Below are 22,948 nucleotides of genomic sequence, written 5' to 3'. Positions count from 1 at the left end.
AGCGCATGCTACCGGACTTGTAGCATGCGCTCTAGGGATTTTCTGGCTTTGTCTGCGACTGTTGGCGGCACATAGATCTGCGGCTTCATCGTCTCCAGGCATTTCACCAATTTTTTGAGATTGTTGACTTTCATGTTGGGACAGACCAGGAATTTGGAAGCAAAATGGAAGCTTTTATCGGGACTGTCCTTGCGCAGCTGGTAGCCTGTGCCGTCCTCGGTTCCCACGATAAATTCCTGAACATCCGATTTCTTACAATAATCGATAATAGCCGTAGTGCTGCCGACAAAGTCGCCCATCGCGACAACTTCCGGCCGGCACTCGGGGTGAACAACGAACTCGGCATTCGGATACTTGGCCTTCATTTCCACGACATCCTTGACTGTAAGCATGTCATGGGTGTTGCAGTAGCCTTCCCAAATGATCAGCTTCTTGCCCGTTTTCTCCTGAACGTAGTGGCCCAGATTTTTATCCGGAACCCAGATGATTTCTTCCGCATCCAGCGACTCGATCACCCGAACGGCATTGGCCGAAGTACAGCAAATATCCGTCTCCGCTTTGATTTCGGCAGAAGAGTTGATATAGGTGACCACTTTGGCGTTCGGATGCTTCGCCTTCAGCTTGCGAAGACCGTCCACATTGACCATATCGGCCATAGGACAGCCGGCGCGTTCGTCGGGAATAAGGACCGTCTTGTCAGGTGCCAAAATTTTGGCGCTTTCGCCCATAAAGTGAACGCCGCAGAACACAATGACTTCCGCATCCGTTGCCGCCGCCTTTTGGGCCAGCAAAAAAGAGTCGCCCCGAAAATCAGCAACCTCCTGGATTTCATCGCGCTGGTAATAGTGAGCCAAGATGATAGCATTCCGTTCTTTCTTAAGCTGTTCAAGACGTTCACGCAGTTCACGGTTTTGTTCTTGCTTGCGCTCCAGCGCCAGAGCTTCCACGGTACAATTTCCCCCTTATGTTGACGGCTCTTTCGCCGGCATATTCAATCTGCATACAACCCGAATGTTAAAAATAAATCGGCATTTTGTAAACGATACAAAGTTCGTAATATTTATCACTAATGTACACAACGTTCTACGCCCTGTCAATCCAGTGGATACACTCTACAATAGCGGCGAATTTAGGGAAAAAAAATCCGGAGAACGGCTTCGTTCTCCGGATCCGGTTGTGTCTTTGCCAGCAAACCTAATTTCGATTAGCTCAGGCTTGCTCCGCCGCCCTTGCCGTCGTTATTTCCATCCTCTCCGCCTTGCTGCGGATTGTTCGGAATGTCCTTCGGCGATTCGCCAAGCGTAGCATTAGGCTCATCTGTCTTGCCCTGAATGCGGACTTTTACATCGCCGATCGTATCAATAACCGGCTCCGCGCCTTCATTCGCAAGACTTTGGCCGTCAACCGGCTTGCCGTCTTCGGTCAGATAGCCCTGCTCGATCAGCTCTTTGATCTGTTCAAGCTCGAGCGTCTCTTTCTCCAGCAGCGTGCCCGCGATGAGATGCATCTCCTTCGAGTGCTTCTTCAGCAGCTCTCTGCATCGTTCATAGCATTCATTGATGAACCGCTGCATTTCCTGATCGATCTCGTAAGCGATCGAATCACTGTAATTCTGCTCGTGTCCGATATCCCGGCCCAGGAACACCTGTCCTTGGGAAGTGCCAAACTGCATCGGTCCGAGCTTCTCGCTCATGCCGTATTCCATAATCATGCTGCGCACGATGCGCGTCGCTTGCTGGAAGTCGCTGTAAGCGCCTGTGCCGATCTCGCCGATGAACATTTCCTCGGCTACCCGGCCGCCGAGCAATCCGGTTACCTTATCCAGCAGCTCCTGCTTCGTGACCAGCATACGGTCTTCCTTCGGAAGCATGATGACATATCCGCCTGCGCGTCCGCGCGGGATGATCGTCACCTTGTGGACCATATCGGCGTGTTCCAGGAAGTATCCGGCGATCGTATGGCCGGCTTCGTGGTATGCGACGATCCGTTTCTCGCGGTCGCTGATTACGCGGCTGCGCTTCTCGGTGCCGACGATGACGCGGTCGATAGCCTCATCCACTTCCCGCATGGAGATATCCTTGCGGTTGCGGCGGGCGGCGAGCAGCGCCGCTTCGTTCAGCAGATTCTCCAGATCCGCGCCGGTGAAGCCGGTTGTGCGCTTGGCGATCACGTCAAGCTTCACGTCCTTGGTCAGCGGCTTGTTGCGGGAATGGACTTTCAGCACGGCCTCGCGGCCTTTCACGTCAGGGCGGTCGACCGTAATCTGACGGTCAAAGCGTCCCGGACGAAGCAGCGCGGGGTCGAGGATGTCAGCGCGGTTGGTAGCCGCGACGATGATAATGCCTTCATTTCCGCCGAAACCGTCCATCTCAACGAGCAATTGGTTGAGCGTCTGTTCGCGCTCGTCATGCCCACCGCCAAGTCCGGCGCCGCGCTGGCGGCCTACGGCGTCGATTTCGTCTATGAATATGATACATGGCGCGTTCTTCTTCGCGTTCTCGAACAGGTCGCGTACCCGCGAAGCGCCGACGCCGACGAACATTTCAACGAAGTCGGAACCGGAGATGCTGAAGAACGGAACGCCTGCTTCCCCGGCCACAGCGCGGGCAAGCAAGGTTTTACCGGTACCCGGAGGACCTACAAGCAGCACCCCTTTAGGAATACGCGCGCCAACGGCGGCGAATTTGCGGGGGTCTTTCAGGAACTCCACGACTTCGACAAGCTCTTGCTTCTCTTCGTCGGCTCCGGCAACATCTTCAAATGTGACCCTCTTCTTCTCTTCATTGTAAAGACGGGCTTTGCTCTTGCCGAAATTCATCACCTTGCCGCCGCCGCCCTGCGCCTGATTGAACAGGAAGAAGAACAGGATGAACATAATGACGAGCGGTATGATCGAGGAAAGGAAGGTCAGCCAGATGCTGTCACCCTCCATTTTCTTCTGGGTGAATGGAATGTCGTTATTCTGACTGGCATCAGCCAATTCATTAATGGCCGCGTCCGTAGGAGGAATATATGTGGAGAAGCTTTCCGATTTAGCCCAGGCCGGCTTCTGTTTGTAAGCGCCGGTTACCAAAAAGGCGTTGCCCTCGAACTGAACCGTCAAATCCTTCACATTGTTACTCTTAAGCTCCTGCCGTAGCTGGTCATATCTAGGGAAATCGGCGGCTTCATTTCCATTGCTGACGAATTGAACGATGCCCACCACGACTAGAAATAAAATCAAATAAAAACCAGAATTCCGGATGAACCGATTCATCCCCTACCTCCTCTCGCAACACTTAAGTTATTGTACCATAGCCTATCGGAGCGCCTCAAATAGAGACGGCTTTAGGTAAATGATCCGGGAGACCAAGGCGATCAATGGTTTTATTTAGAGTAAATCTCCGGCTTCAATACCCCGATATAAGGGAGATTCCGATACTTTTCGGCATAGTCCAGTCCGTATCCCACAATGAACTCGTCAGGGATGACGAAACCGGTGTAATCGGCCTCAAGGCTTACGGTACGTCCCGCCGGCTTATCAAACAAGGTCACGACGGAAATCGAAGCGGCGTTGCGGTTGCGGAGCAGCTCAATCAGATAGCTCAGCGTAAGCCCGCTGTCGATAATATCCTCGACAATCAGCACATCGCGGCCATCGACCGGAACGTCCAAATCCTTGATGATCTTCACCACACCTGAAGATTTGGTTGTCGCTCCGTAGCTGGATACGGCCATAAAGTCCATCTCGACCGGCACTGAAATGGCTTTGACCAAATCGGCCATAAAAATAAACGCGCCTTTCAGCACGCAAATGACCAAAGGAGTGCGTCCCTCATATACATCGCTCAGCTGGGCACCAAGCTCTTTGATTCTGTCTTGAATTTCATCTTCGCTGATCAAAATTTCCTGAATATCGTTCTGCAACCTGCGAACCTCCTAAGTTATACTATGAAAAACTGTCTGCGGCCATTACGGTTATCCTCTACAGGTCTTCAATCGACAGCAGCAGAACCGAATCCGTGTCATCCCCGACGGCGGCGTGGACAGAGCGGCGAACGCCCGGAATCCAGACGATATTGCCAAGTCCGTCACACACAAGGGGAATGCGTGATCGCTCGGTAGAAGGTATTTTGTCATCAATGTAAATATCTTTTACCTTTTTGCTTCCGTTTAATCCCAAGACCTTTATGGTATCTCCAGGCAATCTGGAACGGATCGTCAGCGGGAAGACCAACTCTTTATAGTCGAACCGGGCGGACAGATTTCCGCCCTCTCCCCTCGGGACCGCCTCATTCTCTCTCTGTGCCAGCGTCATCGTAATTGCCTTGCCGATCTCACCCAGTTCAATCCGGGGCTGCAGCGAAGACACGCGATACACGTAGCTTGCCTGATGATCCAAAGGAGCGGATAAGAAATAAATGATGTTATACTGCCGCATACAGGTTAAGCCGCGGCCCAAATCGAGACTCCAGACGGTGGGCATATGTTGCAGTATTCCCCGCCTCACGGATTCAACCTTAGGAAAATCGATTTCCGGCGTATCCGCCGACAGATAATTTAATATTAGTTTAATCAAACGCCGTTGTAAAGCGGAGGGTAGAGCGGCAAAATCGGCTCTGTCCAGGGTGCATTTGCCCTGTTCCTGACGAACGTTCCCGGCAAAGCATCCGGCGGCCGCCGCTTCCATAAAATCGTCCTCGGCGCCGGCGATTTCCGCCAGCTGCGTAAGCGATCGGCCCAGCTGCGGATTGTAGCGGGTTAGAAAAGGAAGCACCTCCAGCCTGACCGCATTGCGCGTGTACTTCGTCTGTTCATTGCTGGGATCTTCCGCATAGAGGTAGCCCCGCTGCCGGCACATCTCCAGGATCGCCGCTTTGTTAATACGAAGAAAAGGACGGATAAGTTCCACGTTTTTTTCGGTTCTCTTGAACCGCATGCCCGCAAGCCCCGACAGCCCGCTTCCGCGCAGCAGCCGCATCAGCACCGTCTCGGCCTGGTCGTCTTCATGATGGGCGAGAGCAATGGAACGCGCTCCCCTGCGCTTTGCCGTATTAAGCAGGAACTCATAACGCTTCTCCCTTGCCGCTTCCTGCGGCCCGAGGCCGCTTTCCTTCATAAAAGAAGGAATATTAAGCTCGGCGAGTTCAAAGGGGATTCCAAGCCCTTCGGCGATACTTCGCACCAGCTCAGCCTCCTCTGCCGACTCCGCGCGGAACCCGTGGTTAACATGTGCGCAAATCAGAGTGAGCGGCATCCGGCTTACGGATATTTCATGCAATACATGCAAAAGAGCCACAGAATCCGGCCCTCCGGACACTGCGACTACAATGACGTCTCCAGGCTCCCACAGCCCGTGCTCGGCTGCAGCGTCCATCACCGACTCCAACAGTTCATTCCATATGGCCATAGCCGGCTTCCTTCCCTGCCCGGCCGCAGAGTAGCCCGCGGCTTGATAACGGCATGAATCGGCATGCCTACCGTATGTATAATATAGAATATTAAAAACGATAAATCCAGTAAACGGTAAAAGCCAGCAGACACAGCGACAGTGCAAAGGCGCCCGTCAGCCAGCGCGGGGTCGCCATCGGCTCATGCTTGACCGTCCGGGATTCGTACACATGGCTTCTCCACATGTCCTTGGCTTGCTTCGACGAGGAAAATCCGCCTTTCAGCGCCGTCCTGAGCCAGGAGGCCAGCTTTTTGTCGGAGAGCTTATTCGTAAGCTTAACCAGATCTTCGGCGCTTCGGGTCTGCGGGAGCTGCCGAACCGCCTGTTTCATCCCGTTCTCGTCGAGAAGGCGCAGACAGAGCACCGCGAAGGCGAACAAATCATAGCCTTCGTCCCCGATCCGGCTGCCGGCATTCCAGAAGCCGCGGTCATGCCACTCCGTGAACTGCTTCACGCTGCGGCCGATGGGACCCGCTCCTCCGAAATCGATCAGCTCGGCTTCGCCGTACTCCGACACCACAACATTTTCCGGCTTCAGATCGCCGAAGATGAACCCGCACTCATGCAGTCCCCGCAGTCTCTCGAGCAGCTTCAGTCCGATCAGGCCAAGCCAGGAGGAGCCTTTCCTGGACAGAAAATAATGCAGCGGCATACCTTGCACATAGCGCATAACGTAAAAAGGAAATCCCCCTTCGGCGGCATCGTCCGATTCCAGAAAATAGGAAGCGAGCGGAGATGCCTTTCTGTCCCGCCGATCCTGCCGCGCGCGGCAGGATTGAAGCGAGGTCAGCACGTTGATCTCCGACTGGAGATCGAGCGCATCGTATCCGATTTTGACCGCGTACTTCTCCCGTCTACCCTCCCGGCTCACCAGATATACCGTACCGTTCGCGCCTTGTCCGAGCAGCCGTTCCACGACATAGCGGTTCCCCCTCCACTTGCCGACAATGACATCCCCGGAAGAACGGGGCGGATTAGACAACATATCCACCAGGCATCCCTTCTTCTTCATCCAAGTGTGCCGCCATGCGGCCTTGATGTTCATTTAGTGTACCATACCGGAAATGTTCAAGCACCTTGAAAATCGCCGGTCCCGTCGGCGTCGCCCCCTTCATTCGGATTCGGCCAAATAGCGTACGGATATCCGATACATTCATACTCCAGTCCATATCGAGCACGGCTGGTTCACCTGTTGAGCCCGGAAAATGGAACACGGAAATTTCGCTGATGCCCTCCCTGGCTTCGAGGCTGAGCGCCAGATCGCGGATCGCGTCCTCCACCGCCGCGAGCTTCGGTTTCATGCTGGCGCTGGCATCGATCAGGAGCGCAAGCCGCAGCGCCGCCTTCTCGCTGAGATCGTCGACTACCGTTACTACCTGGGAACGTTTGGCCGGAGGTAAATCCTCCAGGGAGCCGTCGCCCAGAATTTTTTTCACCTCCTTATTAACCGCCTGCTGAATCGTCTGAACCACCGTCTTGCGGGTCATCATCTGCATCGTCTGTGCCAGCTGGGGGGTCCCCACAATCCGGCTGAGTCCGCCGCCCGCTTTGGCGATCTCTTCAATCTCCCGGCCGCCCAGTTCGCCGATCGTCCCATAGTCGATAACCCCGATCACATTGACCGTTATCCCGTCCTGAAGAGCGTGCGCCGCCGCCATCACCGGACTTTCCCCTACATTCGAGCATCCGTCGGTTATAAGCAATATTTGCTTCATGTCCGTATTCCTCCCGCTTTATAAATGAAATCTCTCTTCTCTAGTATGCCCGGGATTGAGAGATTCCAAACGCGGCGGAAAGCGGGAGGAACAAGCGGTTAATGCAAAATGCTGGTCAGCTCACAGTACGCGGCCGCTCCATCCGGGAGAGTCCCGGTATATGCAGGGTTGACCATTCCGGCTGGTAGTGCTCGATGCGGCTGACCACAATCGTCATATCGTCATGAATCGTATTGCCCTGATAACGGATGACCTTCTCCAGCAGAGTATCGGCGATTTCCTGAGGATCGCTGCTCTCCAGCTCCTGGATCATCCGCTTCATCCATGCCTCCTTATTAACAGCGTAGCCGGGAGCATCGTAAATGCCGTCGGTCATCATGATCAGAATATCGCCCGCCCGCAGCTGCATTGTCACGAAATCGACCTCGATATCCTGAATGATGCCGATCGGAAGATTGCTTGCCGTAATCGGAATGACTTCGCTTCCCCGCTTAATGAAGCTGGGTGCCGAGGCAATCTTCATAAAGGTCGTCTGCGCGGAATACTGGTCGATCAGCGCCATGTCCACGGTGGCGTAAAAATCCTCCGGCGAACGCAGCAGCAGAATTGAATTCACCGACTTCACCGCCAGCTTCTCGTCCATGCCGGACTGCAGCAGCTTCTCCAGCATGCCGAGCGCCGCGCTGCTCTCCATCCGGGCCCGCTCCCCGTTGCCCATGCCGTCGCTGACAGACACCGCGAATGTCCCGTTGCCGAGTTCGGCCGTGCTGAAGCTGTCTCCGGACAGCATGTCCCCGCCCTTGGCGGCCCCGGCTACGCCGGTGCTAACCTCAAACGCTTTGGCCGAGCCAAAGGTAACGGTCGACAGGCCGTCGCGGCTGTTCATCGCCGTTTCGCTCTTCACCGAGATATTTTCCTCCAATATATCGGACAGCAGCGGGGCGATCATTTTGCGCGATTCGTCGAAGCCCCGGTTGTAGGCGTGAACGACCTCAATTTCCACGCGCCCGGGATCGAGGCTGACAATATCAATGCTGTGGATGGACAGGCCCAGCTTCTCCAGCGCTTGACGGATTTGCGCTTCCTGCCGGTAGAGCGCCTGCCCCTCGCGTTTGATTTCCCTTGCCAGATCATCCATCACCTGCGATACACCGGAGAGCTGCTCGGCCACAAATTTGCGGCTGTCGTATATTTGTCTCTTCCAACGCATATCATGCTCGTACAGATAATATTGGCTCCGCATCACCTCCAGAACTTCGTCCGTCTTGCCGCAGATCCGCGCCCATTCCGCGGGCAGCCGTGCCGCTGAAATTTCCGGATTCTCTTCGACCGCGGTCATCATATCAGTCATATACTTATACGTCTGATAGAACTTCGAATCCCAGCAGTGCGAGCGGCGGATGCAGCTGGAGCAGGTCTCTTCCGTGACCGCATTCATGAAATGCTCCAACTCCCGGGTCGTTTTGCCCGCTTCGCCGGCGGACGGAATCTGGCCGAAGCTGGTGGAGAGCTGCCGGAACACCTGGGAGAACTGGGTCACCCGCTCCGCGGTAATATCGCGAACCCGCCGCGCATATTCATGTTGAGAGCGGCTGTGATCGCTCGTGCCAGGCACATATTTGGCAATGGCCTTAATGATGGCCCGGGGGGTGGCGAGAAAGAGCAGTATCGCCGCGCAGGTCTCCCAGGTGGAGTTCATCATATCACCCGGCCCGCTGAAATAGACGGACAGAATGCTGGAACCAAGCAGCATCCCCAAAGCGACCGCGCCTTTTCGGCCGCCCTGAAGCATACCCGCCAGCATGCCCGAGAACGCGAGCAGGCTCATCTGGTAGATCGCCCCGATATCGGCCAGGCTGAGGATCAGGCCCGTCACGACACCGACCGCCGCCCCGAGCGGGGCCCCTCCGGCCATGGCGAACATCAGAATCAGGTAGCGCGACAGGATATGCTCCAGCGATAATCCGCCTATTTTCCAGCCCACGAGGCCGGTCATAATGGAGGCCAGCATAATAATCAGGCATAGGATTTCCTCATTTCGCAGCACGCGGCTTTTTTGTCTATAGGTCAGCACCGGCAGCGCTTGCAGGAAGACAAGCGTCAGCACAAAAGCAAGCAGAGCGTTGAGCGTGGTCATCATCAGCGGATACCAGGAGAGCGTGGGACCGATAATCGTCTGGAACAGCCCGACCATAAAGGACGAGACAAAGACCATCACCGGCGCGTAGGCCAGATCGATTCGCTGGAAGGCCTCCATCCCTTTATAGAGAAGAATAAATACGATAAGCTCGGCCGCTATCGTGAATATGCCGGGAAACGGAGTATACAAGCTGCCTGCAAGAATCGCGGCTCCGACCGGAATCGTGCAATCTTTGCGCATAAAAACAATGATGGCGAAAAAGGCTGCGGCAAACGGGGACAACTCGTTCAGGATCATGGCTCGTCCAAGCAGAAATCCCATGAAGCCGAGCAGCAGCATCCATTTTCTCGTGTCCAGCATACGAAGAATACGCTGGCGCTTGCCCCATGCTTTGAACCGCTCTCCCCATGCTGCTTTCTCTTCCTCCATGCCGTCTTCCACTCTTGTCCACTCCTGAAAACTCACCACATTGCTTTTGCCCATATTGATGAACACCACCCGTTTAAATTTAAAGAACAAGGCCCGCAGTGCCGTTGCCTCGAAAGCGAATGCCCCAAGGAAGCGAAGCCGTCCCTTCTTGTGGTACTCATTATAAGCGCGGCCAACTTGGAAAGTTTGTCAGAACAAGACGGTCGTCCAGAAGAAATTTCCGACAAAATTAGGCGGTGTTCCAGCCGTCCCGAAAACCGCTTTTTTCCCTTATGGGACAGTCTTTACAGCTTGCTTACGACCAATTTTTTACATAATTAGGAGACTTCTATTCGTCAGCAAACGCTCCAAGCTTTAGCTGAATTCCCATGGATGCTGTCGCAAATTTCCAATCGGGCGACAAAATAATAGGCATATCGGGGTAAATAGAGAACGCTTTCAAAAAAATCGGGAAAAACCTCATTCCCGGGAATAACCGGAAGCGGAAAAGCCGGCTGCAGGCCGGGCGGACACAGAAAAAAACCGCAAACGGCCAGAGGCCCTGCGGTTTGTTTGAATTGTAGTATGACGTTAGACGCGTTTGGCTCCACGGCCGCCGCGTTTGCCTTCCGTGTTCTTCTTAAGAGAAGACATGCGTTCTTCACTGTCTTTAAGGAAGCGTGACATTTTATCCTCAAATGAAGGTTTACCGGCTGCAGGCTTGAATGGACGCCCTCCCCGTTCACGATTGTAGCCTCCGCCACCACCACCGCCGCCGAAACGGTCTCCACCGCTTGGACGATCCGGTCTTGGGGCTCTTGGCGGACGAACTTCCGATGCCGGCTTGTCAACTGCCTGCTTGATGGAAAGTCCGATCTTGCCGTCCTTGTCGACATTGATCACCTTAACCGTTACCACATCATTAATCTTCAGATGATCGTTGACATCCTTGACGTAATTATCGGCGATTTCCGAGATGTGAACGAGACCTGTGACACCTCCTGACAGATCTACAAACGCTCCAAAATGCGTAATGCCTGTCACCTTGCCCTCTAACTTGGTGCCCACTTCAATTGCCATAGAATAAAATGATCCTCCCTTAAGAATGTACAGACTTCCCGATTAAAATCCAGTCTGCGGTGATTTGATTATACAGGAAAGAGCAAAGCAAGGCAACAGAGCGAAATGCCCCTTTTTTGCCGGCTTATTGCTCAGGGTTGCTCGGTCCGGATAGGAACTTCGCCTTTGGGGTACATGTTAAACCACTTGCGCGCCAGTTGGCCGATATACTCGTTGTCGTTCAGACGGGATACCTCGTATTTCAGCTGGCTCAGCGAGTCGTTGACCTGCTTGCTGCTCTCCTGCTTCTGTGCGAGTTCCTGCTTCTTGTCCGAAATCAGGGCGCTTTGAGCGAAAAAAATATATCCTGCCCAGCCAAAAAATACCGCCATCAGAACGATCCAGATCAGCCTGCGTCTCTTGGCTCCCACAGCGGATGCGCTCCCGCCAGGCTGTTTCGGTTCCGGAGTATATCTGTTCATGCAAGCGTCCTCCCGTTTCAAGGTCAGCGTTTTCTTTTTGCGGCAATAAATTCCGTTAATTTGGCGACCGGAGCGCTGCTCAGAAGCCTTCGATAAGCCGGAGACAACCATCTGACGGGAAAAATCCATAAAGGCTTGGTCAGCCGGAGCAGCAGCTTCAGCATAAAGAGCAGAATACGGCCAATCAGCCGCACCAGTCCCCATGTAAGCTTCCACAGCCACAGCAGCGGCAGGCCGACCAGAATTCCCAGCAGCTTTGTCAGCAGCTTCCATATCCAAGCCACCGTTTGAATTAACATTACCACAAATTTCTGCACCGTGACACTGAAGATTAAAAAATAAGCCCACACGCCCAGAAATAATCCGACAAAAGCGTAGAAGCGCAGCTGCCCCTGATTTCCAGCGTACAGGAGCCTGAACACAAGAAGAGCCGATGCCAGCCAGTAGAGAAGATCGAGCACCGCGTTCAGCCATCCGGGAAACCGCAGTCTCAGCGACACTACCCGGTAGCCGTCGAAGGCCACACCCATCGACGCCCCGGCGGCGATCATGTACAGCAGCGTCATCCACTGGACGGCCGGATTCATTTGAACAGTTTGCCGAGCAGCCCTTTATTTTTACCCTTCGCTCCCGGTTCAAGGTAAATCAAAGAATGGACATTTCCTTCCAGTGACAGCAGCCCGTTCTCCAGACTGAGGTTCTTGATATGTAAATGGCTGCCGCGAATGCTGAGCGTTCCAAGCTCCGTCTGAAGCAGAAACTCCCCGCTGTCAAAGCTCTCCACATTTTGCACGCCCGTTAAATCCACTGCCTTGCGGCTTCGCATATGCACATCATGCTGCTTGACGGTTCTTCCAGGTTCGATCATGGCATGTACCCCCTCTCCTTCTAGTCCTAATTTATGGCGGAGAGAGCCGCTTTAGAACAACCCGGGGCAAAGGCGGATTCCGGATCATGGCCAGTCAGGGAACTTCAGGAAGGCGGGCAGACCCAAGCCTGGACAAGAAGAAACATAAATTCTTAGATTTCAAAAAAAGCGCTCCCCTGCACGCCGCAGGGAAACGCTTGGATTGAATAAAGAACATTTTTGCCGCTTACCAGTCAAGACCATTGCTCTTTGCAATCGGCTCTTCGCGCAGCAGCGTGTACATGCCGGCCGCCTCGTCTTTGCGAGTCGTTTCGACCAGCTTCTCCACGCGGACCGTTACCAGCTTTTGACCGAATTGAACCGTAATCTCGTCGCCGATCTTCACAGTGCTGCTCGGCTTCGACTCCTTCCCGTTAATCAGCACCCGGCCTTGTTCGGACACATCCTTGGCCACCGTACGGCGCTTGATCAGGCGGGACACTTTCAGATACTTGTCCAGACGCATTAGTTGACAGCTTCTTTAAGCTTGTTGCCGGCCTTGAACGCCGGAACGGTTGATTCAGGAATTTCGATCGTTGTGCCCGTTTGGGGATTGCGGCCGGTGCGTCCGGAGCGCTTGCGCGTTTCAAACGTGCCGAACCCGATCAGCTGAACTTTGTCGCCATTTGCCAGCGCCTCAGTAATTTCGCCAAGAAGTCCGCTCAGCACAAGCTCTACGTCTTTTTTGGCCAATCCGTTTTTCTCGGAGATGTTGTTGATCAAATCTGTTTTGTTCATGGTTTAGTGTTCCTCCCGGAAATAAGAAAAATAATGAAACGCGTTCTTGTCGGACGGCATTTGCCGCAAAACCGCCGTTTCATCTTAATGCTATTCTGGATGGGTTGTCAAATCCCTGCCGCGCTGCCGCTATTTATACAAAAACATCTGGCGTTTCCACCCTCTGCCGCTTAAGCGCGCTCTTCGGCCTTGGCTTCCTGCCATAAGGCTTCCATTTCCTCCAGGCTGCTGTCCTTAAGAGCGATTCCTTTGTCCTTCAAACGCCGCTCAATGTAGTGGAACCGTTCGACAAATTTGCGGTTGGTGCGGGTCAGCGCCTCCTCCGGGTCGGCTCCGATAAACCGGGCGGCGTTGGTCGCCGCGAACAGAAGGTCGCCAAGCTCCGACATCTGCTCTTCCGAAGGGGCACCGGTATCGATCGCTTCCCTCAGCTCGTCCAGCTCTTCGCCGATCTTGGCGAGCACGTCCCCGATATTGTCCCAGTCGAAGCCGACCTTGGACGCTTTCTTCTGCAGCTTGTACGCCTTCATGAGCGCCGGCAGATCCCGGGGAACGCCGCTCAGCGCGGAATCGGCCTCCGGTTTGATTCCTTTACGCCGCTTTTCCTCAGCCTTCATGCCTTCCCAGTTCTGCAGGGCCGCTTCCGCATCCTGGGCGTCCTTGTCGCCAAAGACATGGGGATGGCGGAAGACGAGCTTATCGTTCAGCCCTTCAATCACATCGAACACATTGAATGTGCCAACCTCTTCCTCCATCTGGGAATGCAGCATAATCTGCAGCAGCAGATCGCCCAGCTCTTCCTTCATATGCTCGGGATCATCCTCGTCAATCGTCTCGAGCACCTCGTAGGTCTCCTCGATCAGATTTTTGCGGAGGGAATCATGTGTCTGCTCGCGGTCCCAGGGACAGCCCTCCGGACTGCGCAAAATGCCGACAATTTCATGGAGCCGGGCAAAGGTGCGGTTCCGTAAGTCTTCACTGCGGTCCGCCGGAATATAGATCAGCGAAAGATTGCCGTATCCCTCCAGGCGGTCCAGTTCGTACAGCGGTGCCCGGACGATCCGCTCCTCCCCTTCCACGCCAAGCGCATGGCCGACCACAACCTCATATTCCGGCGGATACAGCTCCATCAGGCACAGCTTCGCCTCGGAGGCGGTAAAGGTGTCATACACCTGTCCGATCAGCGTATGCAGCTCCGGCCGGAGCTGCGAGCGGGAGATGCCGGAAGCATCCAGCAGCTGAAAGCCTTCGATCGGGTCAAAGCCCAGGCGCACGAACGCTTCATCGAGGAAGCTCTCGCCTCCAAGAATGGTCAGATCGATCCCCTCGTCCGCGCAGCGAAGGCGAAGCTTCGACACGGCGGATTCCGCCACCATCGGATGTCCGGGAACGGCATAGACGATTTCCGCAGCGGCGTCATCTAAGCGCGCTTCTTCGATCAGCTTCACGGTAATCGCTTCGTAGACTTCGGGAAAAGACGAATAGGCTTCGTACAGCCCGTCGAAAGACTGAAATTCGACGCCCAGCTCCACAAGCGCCTTTAGCGCGGGATGCTCCTTGGTGCGGACGTAGACTTTGGAAGCCGCCCGCAGCTTGTTCACTATGCCCAGCGTCAGCCGGTCCGGATTGCCGGACCCTAGTCCGACGACCGTTAATTTTGCGCTCATGCCATTCCTCTCCTTAAGCCGCGGCCTTCTTGCTTGCGCTTTCTCGCAGCACTCCAGCAGCGGATGTATAATCTTAAACCTGCAGGAGCAGGTTTTCATTCAGTGATTCAGGCCCGGATAGCCTTACGGAAACAGGCCCAGCTTCCGGATCACCCGGGCGAGCTTCGGACCGAGCCCGGGGAGCTGGCGCAGCTCGTCCTCGTCCAGCAGCCGCAGCCGCATGGCGAGCGCGGCAAAGACGAGGCAGCCTGCGGCCACGCCGAGCAGGCTCTGCGCCAGCGCCTGAACGCGGCCGCCGATTCCGGCCGCGTCCAGCAGGGCGCCGCAGCCGAAGCTTGCGGCTGCGGCCGCCGCCGCCAGGCCCGCGAGCAGCGCCGCGGGCCGCGCCAGCCAGTCTGCGGGGCGAAGCCGCAGACCGGCGGCCCTGACGAGCAGCCGCACGTTCAGCGCGGCTGCGAGCCCCTGCGCGGCGACGGCGGCAATCGCCGCGCCGGCAATGCCCTGCTGCGGGACGAGCAGCAGGTTGAGGGCCGCCTTCAGCGCAGCGGCGGCCAGGAAGTGCAGCGCCGGGGCACGGACGTAGCCCAGGCCCTGGAGCAGCGCGGCGGAGATGATGCTGACCGTGCCGCCGGCGGCGGTGAAGGCGAGCCAGCGGATCGTGCCGCTGCCTGACGCGTCGCCGTACAGGGCGATGTTGACCGGCACGGCGAGCACGGCAAGACCCGCCGCGGCGGCGAGGCCGAGCAGCCAGAACCAGCGCAGCGACAGGCGGCAACGGCTCTCCACCTCGCTTAAATTCCCGCGAAACTTGGACTCGGCCAAGGCGGGAATGAACAGGGCGGAGAGCGAACCTGCCAGCATGGTCACGAGCTGCACCAGCGGAACGCCGCGGTTATAAATGCCGAACTGCACCATCGCCTGCGCCTCGCCGCCAGCCGAAGCCAGCAGACGGGGCATGGTGAATACGTCCACCAGGCTGATCAGCGGCGCGGCCAGCGTCCCCAGCATGACCGGCAAGCCGTAAGCCAGCAGCTTCCGTATGCTGCTCCCGTTTGTCCTGCGAATGGCAGGCGAAGGCGCATGAAGCGGCGCTTCGGGGCTTAGCGGCGCGGCTTCGGCCCCTGCAGAGATTTCCGCAGCCGCGTCCTCCCTGAGCCTGCGGTGGTTCCGCCAGTACAGCAGCATGACGGCAAGCCCTGCGATACCGCCCCCGGCGGACCCGAGCAGCGCACCCGCCGCAATCAGCTCCGCACCGGCCCCTCGGCTGCTTAGAAAAAGCAGCAGCGCGATCATCACGGCAACCCGGGCCGATTGCTCGAATATTTGCGACACCGCGGTCGGCATCATGTTATGCAGCCCTTGAAAATACCCCCGGAACGTGGCCATTACCGGCACAATGGCAAGGCCCCAGGCCGCCGCCCGCAGCGCCCAGGCGACATGGCCGCTGCCGATGAAGCCGGCGATCAGCGGCGCACCCGCATAGGTCCCGGCGGCCAGAAGCAGCCCCGCCGCGCCGCTGACAAGCGCCGCCCGCAGCAGCACCGTCCGGCCCTCGCCCGGGCTTCCCCCGGCCACCGTCTCCGCCACGGCCTTGGACACCGCGGCTGGCAGCCCCAGCATCGCTACGGTAACAAGCAGCGTGTAGATCGGATAGACCGTATTATAAATGCCGAATACCGCATCTCCGCCTAAGTTTTGCAGCGGAATTTTTTGCAGCGTTCCAATCAGCTTCGAGAGCAGGGCGGCGGCGCTTAAAATAAAAGCCCCCCGCAGCAGCTTCGAACCCGTCGCTTGTGATTTCATGGGATACCTGCTTCATCAGTTGGATTAGAATGAATTTCTATATTATACCTCAACATGGCGCCGCACAACAAAATCCCGCTCTTGTCTTTCGCCTGCAGCGAAATGAAAAGCGGGAATAAGGGGAAAGAATATTACTGCTCCATCTGCTTGCCCAAAAAACCGGCGGCTGTTTCGGCCATTTTGATTTCCATCTGCGACATTTTTACCGCTTCGTCCTTGTTCATCAGCACAACGGCTCCAATGGGATCTCCCCCGGAAATAATGGGCGAAGCTACATAGGATGAAAGCGCATCCTGATGATCCTTCGTGATTTCGTAATTGCCGCTGTTCGTTTCGAGCACCGTCTTGCGGCTATCCATGCATTTTTCCAGCAGAGCGCCGACCTGCTTGTCCAAATAATCCTTTTTGGAGCCCCCGGCCAATGCGATGAAGGTATCGCGGTCGGAAATGAGGGTAATATGGCCCGTGCTTTCATACAGCGATTCCGCATACTCTTTTGCAAAGTCACCCAGCTCGCCGATCGGCGAATACTTTTTCAGAATGACCTCGCCATCCCGATCGACGAAAATCTCCAGCGGATCTCCCTCGCGAATGCGCAGCGTCCGTCTGATTTCTTTCGGAATGACGACCCGTCCCAGGTCGTCGATACGTCTAACAATGCCAGTAGCTTTCATCTCACATGTTGCCCCGCTTTCTTAAGAAGTATTTGCCAACTACTGCTTGTGAAGGGATCGGATAATCCCAGCGATTTATCGTGATTGTCTGACCATAGTATTCATCTGTTCCCATTTCCTTATACATGGTGCGCTCTTCGCATCCGATTGATTTGCTGTACTTACTGTCTCCATCCGACAAAAAAAAGATACTGCCCTGTCAGGACAGTATCTTGAATCCGTCATCCCGTCATCCGACTAGGATATCCGGCCTGTTGGTTTTACTTCGCGCTTTGCGTTGCCGCCGGCGCGGATGCGCTTGGCGAGGCCCCGGCGCCCGGAGCCGGAGAGGCGCTGCTCTTCGGCAAATTGATATTCTCAATAATGCCGTTCAGATCCTTCTCCATGAACTGCTGCAGCTTGTCCGAGGCAACCGCGCTCTTGAGCGACTCTTTCTGCTCATCGGTCAATTGGTCGAACGTCTTCTCCGTCCGCGACTCCACCTTCATGATGTGGTAGCCGTAGGTCGTTTCGATCGGATCGCTGATGGTGTTCAGCGGCAGCGTCTCCGCGGCCTTCTTGAACTCCTCCACATACGTTCCGAGCGCGGTGTCCGCATACAGCCCGCCTTTATCCTTGGAGCCAGTGTCGTCGGAATACTCCTTCGCCACAGCCGCAAAGTCCGCTCCGCCGTCCAGCTTCGCCTTCACTTCCTTGGCCCGCTTCAGCGCGTCTTCTTTGCTGCGTTCCTTCTTGTTCGCATCGGTGAAGCCGATCAGCACATGACGCAGCGATGCGACCGTGAAGTCGCCTTTCGTCGCTTCGAACTGCTTCTTCACTTCGTCATCCGTCACTTTAAGCAGCATATCCTGGTATACCGTCAGCACACGTACCATATAGCTGCGGATTTCATCCTCCGTTATGCCCTGCTCCTTCAGCGAGCTGGCATATGTATCGCCAAGTCCCTGCTTGTAAGTGGCCAGCTGCGTGTCCGCCTGCTTCTCCGCTTCTTTCTTCGCTTTGTCCGAAGCCTGACCGGCCAAATATTCAAAAGCGGCCGCCTGTTTCACAATCGTTTCCTTGAAAGCGTCCAGCTCCAGGTACTGCGCCTGCTCCGGCGACAGGAATTTCATCACCTTCACATCGGTGTCAAATTCCTTCTGCGTTACCGTGCCGCCCTTGTACGTTACAATAGCGGTGCTGTTGTCTTCCTTATCTTTCTTATTATTGTCGCTGCATGCCGAGAGCATGGAGAACGAAAGGGCGGCCGCCAGCGAGACGAGCAGCACCTTCCATGATTTACTTGACCGCATTGTGTAGTTCTCCCTTCAATTTAAAAGACGGTTTGATCTCTTCCAGGAACCGCTCAAGCAGGTCAAGCAGTCCCTTATCGTCCAGGCCTTTCGTTTTTATGCGAATGGCCGCTTTGGCGTCCTTTTCGAATTGTACACGTCTTTCAAAGCCATTGCCAAGCTTGGCAAGCTTGCCTGTATCGATCAAGGCGATACGAGCCTCGTAAAAATTCAGCAGCACTTCATCGCCGCGGCGGTTCATGGAGTCGATGCCGTACCATTTGCCGTAAATTTTCAGCCGCGCCACGGATAAAAGATTGACGACTGCCTCCGGAAGCTCGCCGAACCGGTCCAGCAGCTCGTCTTCCAGCTCCGCCGCGTCCTCGAACGTCGAGACCGCCGCCACCTTTTTATAGATTTCAATCTTTTGCACACTGTCGTAAATATACTCGGAAGGCAGATAGGCGTCTATTGCCAGATCAATAACGGTATTCCCTTCCTTGAGGGATTGATCTTCTTCCCCGAGGACGCTGACCTTGCGTTTGCGGATTTCCTCCGCCAACATTTGCGAATACAGGTCAAATCCCACGGAGGCGATAAAGCCGTGCTGCTCCGCGCCCAGCAGATTGCCTGCGCCGCGAATGGACAGGTCGCGCATGGCGATTTTGAATCCCGAACCGAGCTCGGTGAACTCCTTGATCGATTGCAGCCGCTTCTCGGCTACCTCGGTCAGCACCTTGTCGCGCTGATAGGTAAAATAGGCATAGGCGATCCGGTTGGACCGTCCGACCCGGCCGCGAAGCTGATACAGCTGGGACAGGCCCATTTTGTCCGCGTCATGCACAATAAGCGTATTGACATTCGGAATATCGACGCCGGTCTCGATAATGCTCGTGCTTACGAGCACGTCGTATTCGCCGTCAAGGAAGTCGAGAATCGTCTTCTCAAGTTCAGACTCCGACATCTGGCCGTGTCCGATGCCGACCCGAGCTTCAGGAACGAGCATTTGAATCTGCGAAGCCATTTCCTGAATGCCCTGTACGCGGTTGAACAGGTAATAGACCTGTCCGCCCCGTCCGAGCTCGCGCTCCACCGCTTCGCGGACAAGCGTCTGGCTGTATTCCACGACATACGTCTGCACGGGAAAACGGTTCTCCGGCGGCGTCTCGATAACGGACAGATCGCGGACGCCCAGCATCGACATATGCAGCGTGCGGGGAATCGGCGTTGCCGTCAAGGTGAGCACGTCCACATTCGTCTTCAGCTTCTTCAGCTTCTCCTTGTGGGTGACGCCAAAACGCTGCTCCTCATCGACAATAAGCAGACCCAAATCCTTGAACACAAGGTCCTGCGACAGCAGCCGGTGTGTACCGATGACAATGTCTACCGTTCCCTGCCGGACTCCCTTGATCGTCTCGTTCTGCTCTTTGCGGCTGCGGAACCGGCTGAGCACCTGAATGTTGATCGGATACGAGGAGAACCGTTCCCGGAACGTCTCGTAATGCTGCTGCGCGAGAATCGTAGTCGGTACAAGGACTGCCACCTGCTTGCCCTCGATCGCCGCCTTGAAGGCCGCCCGGATCGCCACTTCGGTCTTCCCGTAGCCCACATCGCCGCACAGGAGCCGGTCCATGGGGCGGTTCTGCTCCATGTCCTTCTTGATCTCTACGATGGCCCGGATCTGATCCCGCGTCTCCTCGTAAGGGAAGATCTCCTCGAACTCCCGCTGCTCCTGCGTGTCCTTCTCGAAGCCGTAGCCCGGCGCGCTCTGGCGCTCCGCATACAGCTTGATCAGATCGTCCGCGATATCCTGCACCGAGGAACGGACCTTATTCGTGACGCGGGTCCATTCATTGCCTCCGAGCTTGTAAATCTTCGGTTCCTTGTCCTCGGAGCCGACATATTTCTGAATAAGGTCAATCTGTTCGATCGGCACCGACAGCTTGTCTCCGCCGGCGTACATGATGTGCATGTAATCCCGGTGAATCCCGCTGACCTCCAGTGTGCCGATACCCATATATTTGCCGATCCCGTGATTCTGGTGAACGACGTAATCGCCGATCTTCAGTTCGGTATAGCTCTTGATGCGCTCCGCGTTATCCATGTTTTTGGATGCTTTACGCGCTTTGCGCTGCTTCTGGGAGAACATCTCCCCTTCGGTGATTACGGCCAGATGGATCGAGGGGAGCTCGAAGCCCGACCCCAGATTCCCCCGGATAATGGTCGGCTCTTCAATTCCGTAATCGAGCAGCACCCGGCGAATACGTTCGATGCGCTCATCGCTGCCGGCAAGCATAACGACTTTAACGCCAGACTTGTGCCAGCGTTCCATTTCCGACTTCAGCACGTTCATCTGCCCGTGGAAATCCTGCATCCCCCGGCTGATAAAGCCGAGAATATTCTGCGGCTGGACATGCGGAACCTGACGCAGAAAGATCGATATGAACAGACTTTGAAACGGTCTGCGATACATCACTGTATCAGTGTCCACGGATAAATGCAGGTCAGGCAGCGTTTTTCCGTTCTGCAGCAGATGCAGGTTCCACTCCGATTCGTCGCGCTCCAGCTGCTTGGACGTTTCCAGCAAGCGGGCAGGCTCGTCGAGAATGAGCAAAGTGTCCTGTTCCATATAGTCGTACAAATGCGAGCGTTCCGGATACAGCAGAGAAATATATTTATAAATTTCTGAAAAATAGGTTCCTTCGCGCAAATGCTCAAGCTCGCGTCCGATTTCCTCGCGCAGGCGTATTTTTGCCTGACGATCGGTTGTCTTCTCCAGCTGGCGCTCCAGCATGACGGACGCCTTGTCGGCCGCTGCTATAAGCTGCTCCCGGCTAGCAATAATTTCTTTGGCGGGCGTAATGGTTACGCTCCGGACCTTGTCGATCGAGCGCTGGTCCGCCGGATCAAAGGTGCGGATGGAATCGACCTCATCGTCGAACAGCTCCACACGATAGGCCAGCTCGGTATTCATCGGGTAAAAATCAAGGATGCCGCCGCGAACGCTCATTTCGCCGCGGTTCTCCACCCGTTCCACCCGCTCGTAGCCCATTTCGACCATCGCGGTAAGAAAGCTCTCAAGCTGGATGCTCCCGTCCTGCGAGATCGTGATCTGCGCGGACGCCATCGCCTGCGGGGCGGGAAGCAGCCGGCGAACGCCCGAATAAGGCGCGACCACAATGCCGCGGAAGCCCTGCGAGCACTTGTTCAGCACCTCGATTCGCTGAGCGACTGCCTCAGGACTGGACACCGCCGTTTCGGCGGCAACGAGCTCATTGGCCGGGTACAGCAGCACCTGATCTGGAGAAAGCGCTTCCTGTAAATCATCGGCAATTTTTTGCGCCGAAAACATGTTATGCGTCACAATCAATAACGGGCGGGATGTCTCCTGATGAAGCGCGGCCAGCATAATCTGTCTGGCTGAACCGGATAATCCCGAGATCAGCTGCTCTTTCATTCCGGCGGCGACGCCTCGGGTTACCGACTGAAAATCGGAATCTTTGGAAAAAGCCTCAATAAGACCTTCTAACAAAAGGCGCACCTCACTTACTGAATCGCTCTTAAGCGGAATTTCCTATAAGACTGACGGTAATCGTACAGCTTATTAAGTGTTATATATATTTTAAAATAAGCCTCAGCTTATAAGGCCAAGGCTTGCGGTAGACGATAGAAGCGGCAGCCGCTTCCTTACTGAAGCGGACTGGCCAGAAGGCTGAGCTCCGGATTGTTGTCCAAGGCCTGCTTGCAGTAATCGCAGGTCACCCTGACGGTAATCTCGCCGTCTGAATCATACGCTATTATATCTCTGCGCTCCGCAGGGGTCAAGGAATGAAGGCCGAGCTGCATTTCCGTAGCGTCGCTCTTCCGAATCGTTCCAAGATAAGTCCGGCAGTGCCTGCAAACATAGTGTATTGCCATTGTTATGCCTCCTGAAGGTAGAATATACCTTCAGTATGCCCCGCTTGCCCCGGCATTAGCCCCGGGAATCGTATTGATCTTGCCCCGGCAAGCATAGGCGCGTTATTTATCCGTTGAATTTAGCCATCGTCTGCTCAAACGTATGATCCAGACTGAATTCAAGCGCATCGCAGGTGCTGTCCACCATCGCTGCAAGCCTGTCCCCTTCCTTCTTCGGGAACGCGCCCAGCACATAATCGACAATCGCGTAGCCGGGCTCGGGACGCGAAATCCCCATCCTTACCCTGTTGAACGTTTGGGTTCCCGTATGCTGGATAATCGACTTGATGCCGTTATGCCCGCCGGCGCTTCCCTGATACCGCAGCCGGATTTTGCCGACCTCGGTGTCCAGATCATCGTATACGACAATCATGTCGTCCAGGGAAACTTTATAGTAATCCATATAGGCGCGAACCGCTTCCCCCGACAAGTTCATGTACGTCATCGGCTTAATCAGCACGGTCTTTACTCCGCCAATAACGCCTTCGCCGATCACGGATTTGCACTTGTTCTGGTTAAAGACAACTCCATGTCTTCGCGCCAGCTCGTCCAAAGCCATAAAACCGACATTATGCCTTGTCTTGGCGTACTGCGGCCCGGGGTTGCCCAAACCGACAATCCATTTCATTTGTAAACCTTCCCTTTCTTGGTACAATAGAAGCATAAGCGTTCCTAGAAAACGTCAATCCCATATCA

At 55.4% G+C, this 22,948-nt stretch carries 20 protein-coding genes; all 20 read right to left on the bottom strand.

From position 1 onward, the window contains the following. Window positions 1–8 precede the first annotated feature (8 nt). The 20 genes from nadA to pth all read right to left on the bottom strand — a co-directional run bounded on the left by nadA (window position 9) and on the right by pth (window position 22,880). Entirely contained in the window at window positions 9–947 is a 939-nt protein-coding gene (gene nadA / locus G5B47_RS24190) for a quinolinate synthase NadA (RefSeq protein WP_025332608.1), read from the bottom strand. A 257-nt stretch (window positions 948–1,204) separates the two neighbouring features. Further along, window positions 1,205–3,256: an ATP-dependent zinc metalloprotease FtsH gene (ftsH, locus tag G5B47_RS24185; protein ID WP_165103867.1), complete on the bottom strand. Its 2,052-nt coding sequence runs from the start codon at window positions 3,254–3,256 to the stop codon at window positions 1,205–1,207. Between the two features lie 110 nt (window positions 3,257–3,366). Beyond that, complete coding sequence (gene hpt, locus G5B47_RS24180) at window positions 3,367–3,906, bottom strand: hypoxanthine phosphoribosyltransferase (protein WP_165103865.1); 540 nt, start codon at window positions 3,904–3,906, stop codon at window positions 3,367–3,369. Between the two features lie 58 nt (window positions 3,907–3,964). After that, window positions 3,965–5,389: a tRNA lysidine(34) synthetase TilS gene (gene tilS / locus G5B47_RS24175; protein WP_165103862.1), complete on the bottom strand. Its 1,425-nt coding sequence runs from the start codon at window positions 5,387–5,389 to the stop codon at window positions 3,965–3,967. A 91-nt stretch (window positions 5,390–5,480) separates the two neighbouring features. Continuing rightward, entirely contained in the window at window positions 5,481–6,443 is a 963-nt protein-coding gene (locus G5B47_RS24170) for a serine/threonine protein kinase (RefSeq protein ID WP_235957318.1), read from the bottom strand. After that, on the bottom strand, window positions 6,406–7,146 hold the full coding sequence (locus tag G5B47_RS24165; RefSeq protein ID WP_165103860.1) for a vWA domain-containing protein: 741 nt from the start codon (window positions 7,144–7,146) through the stop codon (window positions 6,406–6,408). The genes G5B47_RS24170 and G5B47_RS24165 overlap by 38 nt, the downstream gene beginning before the upstream one ends. A gap of 115 nt (window positions 7,147–7,261) precedes the next feature. Continuing rightward, window positions 7,262–9,769 carry a stage II sporulation protein E gene (gene spoIIE / locus G5B47_RS24160; protein ID WP_165103858.1) on the bottom strand — a complete coding sequence of 836 codons (2,508 nt, stop codon included), beginning with the start codon at window positions 9,767–9,769 and terminating at the stop codon, window positions 7,262–7,264. A gap of 516 nt (window positions 9,770–10,285) precedes the next feature. Continuing rightward, a complete protein-coding gene (locus tag G5B47_RS24155; protein ID WP_025332601.1) occupies window positions 10,286–10,774 on the bottom strand; it encodes a S1 domain-containing RNA-binding protein in 489 nt (162 codons plus the stop codon). Window positions 10,775–10,905: 131 nt separating this feature from the next. Beyond that, window positions 10,906–11,235, bottom strand: coding sequence for an FtsB family cell division protein (locus G5B47_RS24150; protein WP_165103856.1), 330 nt, complete (start codon window positions 11,233–11,235; stop codon window positions 10,906–10,908). Between the two features lie 23 nt (window positions 11,236–11,258). Further along, complete coding sequence (yabQ, locus tag G5B47_RS24145; RefSeq protein WP_025332599.1) at window positions 11,259–11,822, bottom strand: spore cortex biosynthesis protein YabQ; 564 nt, start codon at window positions 11,820–11,822, stop codon at window positions 11,259–11,261. Further along, entirely contained in the window at window positions 11,819–12,103 is a 285-nt protein-coding gene (gene yabP, locus G5B47_RS24140; protein WP_025332598.1) for a sporulation protein YabP, read from the bottom strand. The genes yabQ and yabP overlap by 4 nt, the downstream gene beginning before the upstream one ends. A 226-nt stretch (window positions 12,104–12,329) precedes the next feature. Beyond that, window positions 12,330–12,608 carry an RNA-binding S4 domain-containing protein gene (locus G5B47_RS24135; protein ID WP_025332597.1) on the bottom strand — a complete coding sequence of 93 codons (279 nt, stop codon included), beginning with the start codon at window positions 12,606–12,608 and terminating at the stop codon, window positions 12,330–12,332. After that, window positions 12,608–12,880: an HU family DNA-binding protein gene (locus G5B47_RS24130; protein ID WP_025332596.1), complete on the bottom strand. Its 273-nt coding sequence runs from the start codon at window positions 12,878–12,880 to the stop codon at window positions 12,608–12,610. The genes G5B47_RS24135 and G5B47_RS24130 overlap by 1 nt, the downstream gene beginning before the upstream one ends. A gap of 170 nt (window positions 12,881–13,050) precedes the next feature. Next, entirely contained in the window at window positions 13,051–14,547 is a 1,497-nt protein-coding gene (gene yabN, locus G5B47_RS24125) for a bifunctional methyltransferase/pyrophosphohydrolase YabN (RefSeq protein WP_165103854.1), read from the bottom strand. 123 nt (window positions 14,548–14,670) lie between these two features. Then, entirely contained in the window at window positions 14,671–16,350 is a 1,680-nt protein-coding gene (locus G5B47_RS24120; RefSeq protein ID WP_165103852.1) for a putative polysaccharide biosynthesis protein, read from the bottom strand. Between the two features lie 131 nt (window positions 16,351–16,481). Continuing rightward, window positions 16,482–17,024: a stage V sporulation protein T gene (gene spoVT / locus G5B47_RS24115; protein WP_165103850.1), complete on the bottom strand. Its 543-nt coding sequence runs from the start codon at window positions 17,022–17,024 to the stop codon at window positions 16,482–16,484. Between the two features lie 260 nt (window positions 17,025–17,284). Continuing rightward, entirely contained in the window at window positions 17,285–18,316 is a 1,032-nt protein-coding gene (locus tag G5B47_RS24110) for a peptidylprolyl isomerase (RefSeq protein WP_165103848.1), read from the bottom strand. Further along, window positions 18,303–21,827 (bottom strand): transcription-repair coupling factor, encoded by a 3,525-nt coding sequence (gene mfd / locus G5B47_RS24105; protein ID WP_165103847.1) that lies wholly within the window; start codon window positions 21,825–21,827, stop codon window positions 18,303–18,305. Before mfd ends, G5B47_RS24110 begins: the two co-directional genes overlap by 14 nt. 155 nt (window positions 21,828–21,982) lie before the next feature. Beyond that, window positions 21,983–22,213 carry an anti-sigma-F factor Fin family protein gene (locus G5B47_RS24100; RefSeq protein ID WP_165103845.1) on the bottom strand — a complete coding sequence of 77 codons (231 nt, stop codon included), beginning with the start codon at window positions 22,211–22,213 and terminating at the stop codon, window positions 21,983–21,985. 106 nt (window positions 22,214–22,319) lie between these two features. Next, entirely contained in the window at window positions 22,320–22,880 is a 561-nt protein-coding gene (gene pth / locus G5B47_RS24095) for an aminoacyl-tRNA hydrolase (RefSeq protein ID WP_165103842.1), read from the bottom strand. Between the last annotated feature and the right edge of the window lie 68 nt (window positions 22,881–22,948).

The organism is Paenibacillus apii (genome assembly GCF_011043685.1).
Lineage (GTDB): Bacteria > Bacillota > Bacilli > Paenibacillales > Paenibacillaceae > Paenibacillus_AQ > Paenibacillus_AQ sabinae.
The sequence above is the reverse complement of the archived record's forward strand: the minus strand, read 5'-3'. Positions and strand labels throughout refer to the sequence as shown.

What these genes read in the sequence shown, in the direction of transcription:
- ftsH (WP_165103867.1), bottom strand. Translation starts at nt 3,256, where the DNA reads ATGAATCGGTTCATCCGGAATTCTGGTTTTTATTTGATTTTATTTCTA.
- tilS (WP_165103862.1), bottom strand. Translation starts at nt 5,389, where the DNA reads ATGGCCATATGGAATGAACTGTTGGAGTCGGTGATGGACGCTGCAGCC.
- G5B47_RS24170 (WP_235957318.1), bottom strand. Translation starts at nt 6,443, where the DNA reads ATGAAGAAGAAGGGATGCCTGGTGGATATGTTGTCTAATCCGCCCCGT.
- G5B47_RS24165 (WP_165103860.1), bottom strand. Translation starts at nt 7,146, where the DNA reads ATGAAGCAAATATTGCTTATAACCGACGGATGCTCGAATGTAGGGGAA.
- spoIIE (WP_165103858.1), bottom strand. Translation starts at nt 9,769, where the DNA reads ATGGGCAAAAGCAATGTGGTGAGTTTTCAGGAGTGGACAAGAGTGGAA.
- G5B47_RS24155 (WP_025332601.1), bottom strand. Translation starts at nt 10,774, where the DNA reads ATGGCAATTGAAGTGGGCACCAAGTTAGAGGGCAAGGTGACAGGCATT.
- G5B47_RS24150 (WP_165103856.1), bottom strand. Translation starts at nt 11,235, where the DNA reads ATGAACAGATATACTCCGGAACCGAAACAGCCTGGCGGGAGCGCATCC.
- yabQ (WP_025332599.1), bottom strand. Translation starts at nt 11,822, where the DNA reads ATGAATCCGGCCGTCCAGTGGATGACGCTGCTGTACATGATCGCCGCC.
- yabP (WP_025332598.1), bottom strand. Translation starts at nt 12,103, where the DNA reads ATGATCGAACCTGGAAGAACCGTCAAGCAGCATGATGTGCATATGCGA.
- G5B47_RS24135 (WP_025332597.1), bottom strand. Translation starts at nt 12,608, where the DNA reads ATGCGTCTGGACAAGTATCTGAAAGTGTCCCGCCTGATCAAGCGCCGT.
- G5B47_RS24130 (WP_025332596.1), bottom strand. Translation starts at nt 12,880, where the DNA reads ATGAACAAAACAGATTTGATCAACAACATCTCCGAGAAAAACGGATTG.
- yabN (WP_165103854.1), bottom strand. Translation starts at nt 14,547, where the DNA reads ATGAGCGCAAAATTAACGGTCGTCGGACTAGGGTCCGGCAATCCGGAC.
- G5B47_RS24120 (WP_165103852.1), bottom strand. Translation starts at nt 16,350, where the DNA reads ATGAAATCACAAGCGACGGGTTCGAAGCTGCTGCGGGGGGCTTTTATT.
- spoVT (WP_165103850.1), bottom strand. Translation starts at nt 17,024, where the DNA reads ATGAAAGCTACTGGCATTGTTAGACGTATCGACGACCTGGGACGGGTC.
- G5B47_RS24110 (WP_165103848.1), bottom strand. Translation starts at nt 18,316, where the DNA reads ATGCGGTCAAGTAAATCATGGAAGGTGCTGCTCGTCTCGCTGGCGGCC.
- G5B47_RS24100 (WP_165103845.1), bottom strand. Translation starts at nt 22,213, where the DNA reads ATGGCAATACACTATGTTTGCAGGCACTGCCGGACTTATCTTGGAACG.
- pth (WP_165103842.1), bottom strand. Translation starts at nt 22,880, where the DNA reads ATGAAATGGATTGTCGGTTTGGGCAACCCCGGGCCGCAGTACGCCAAG.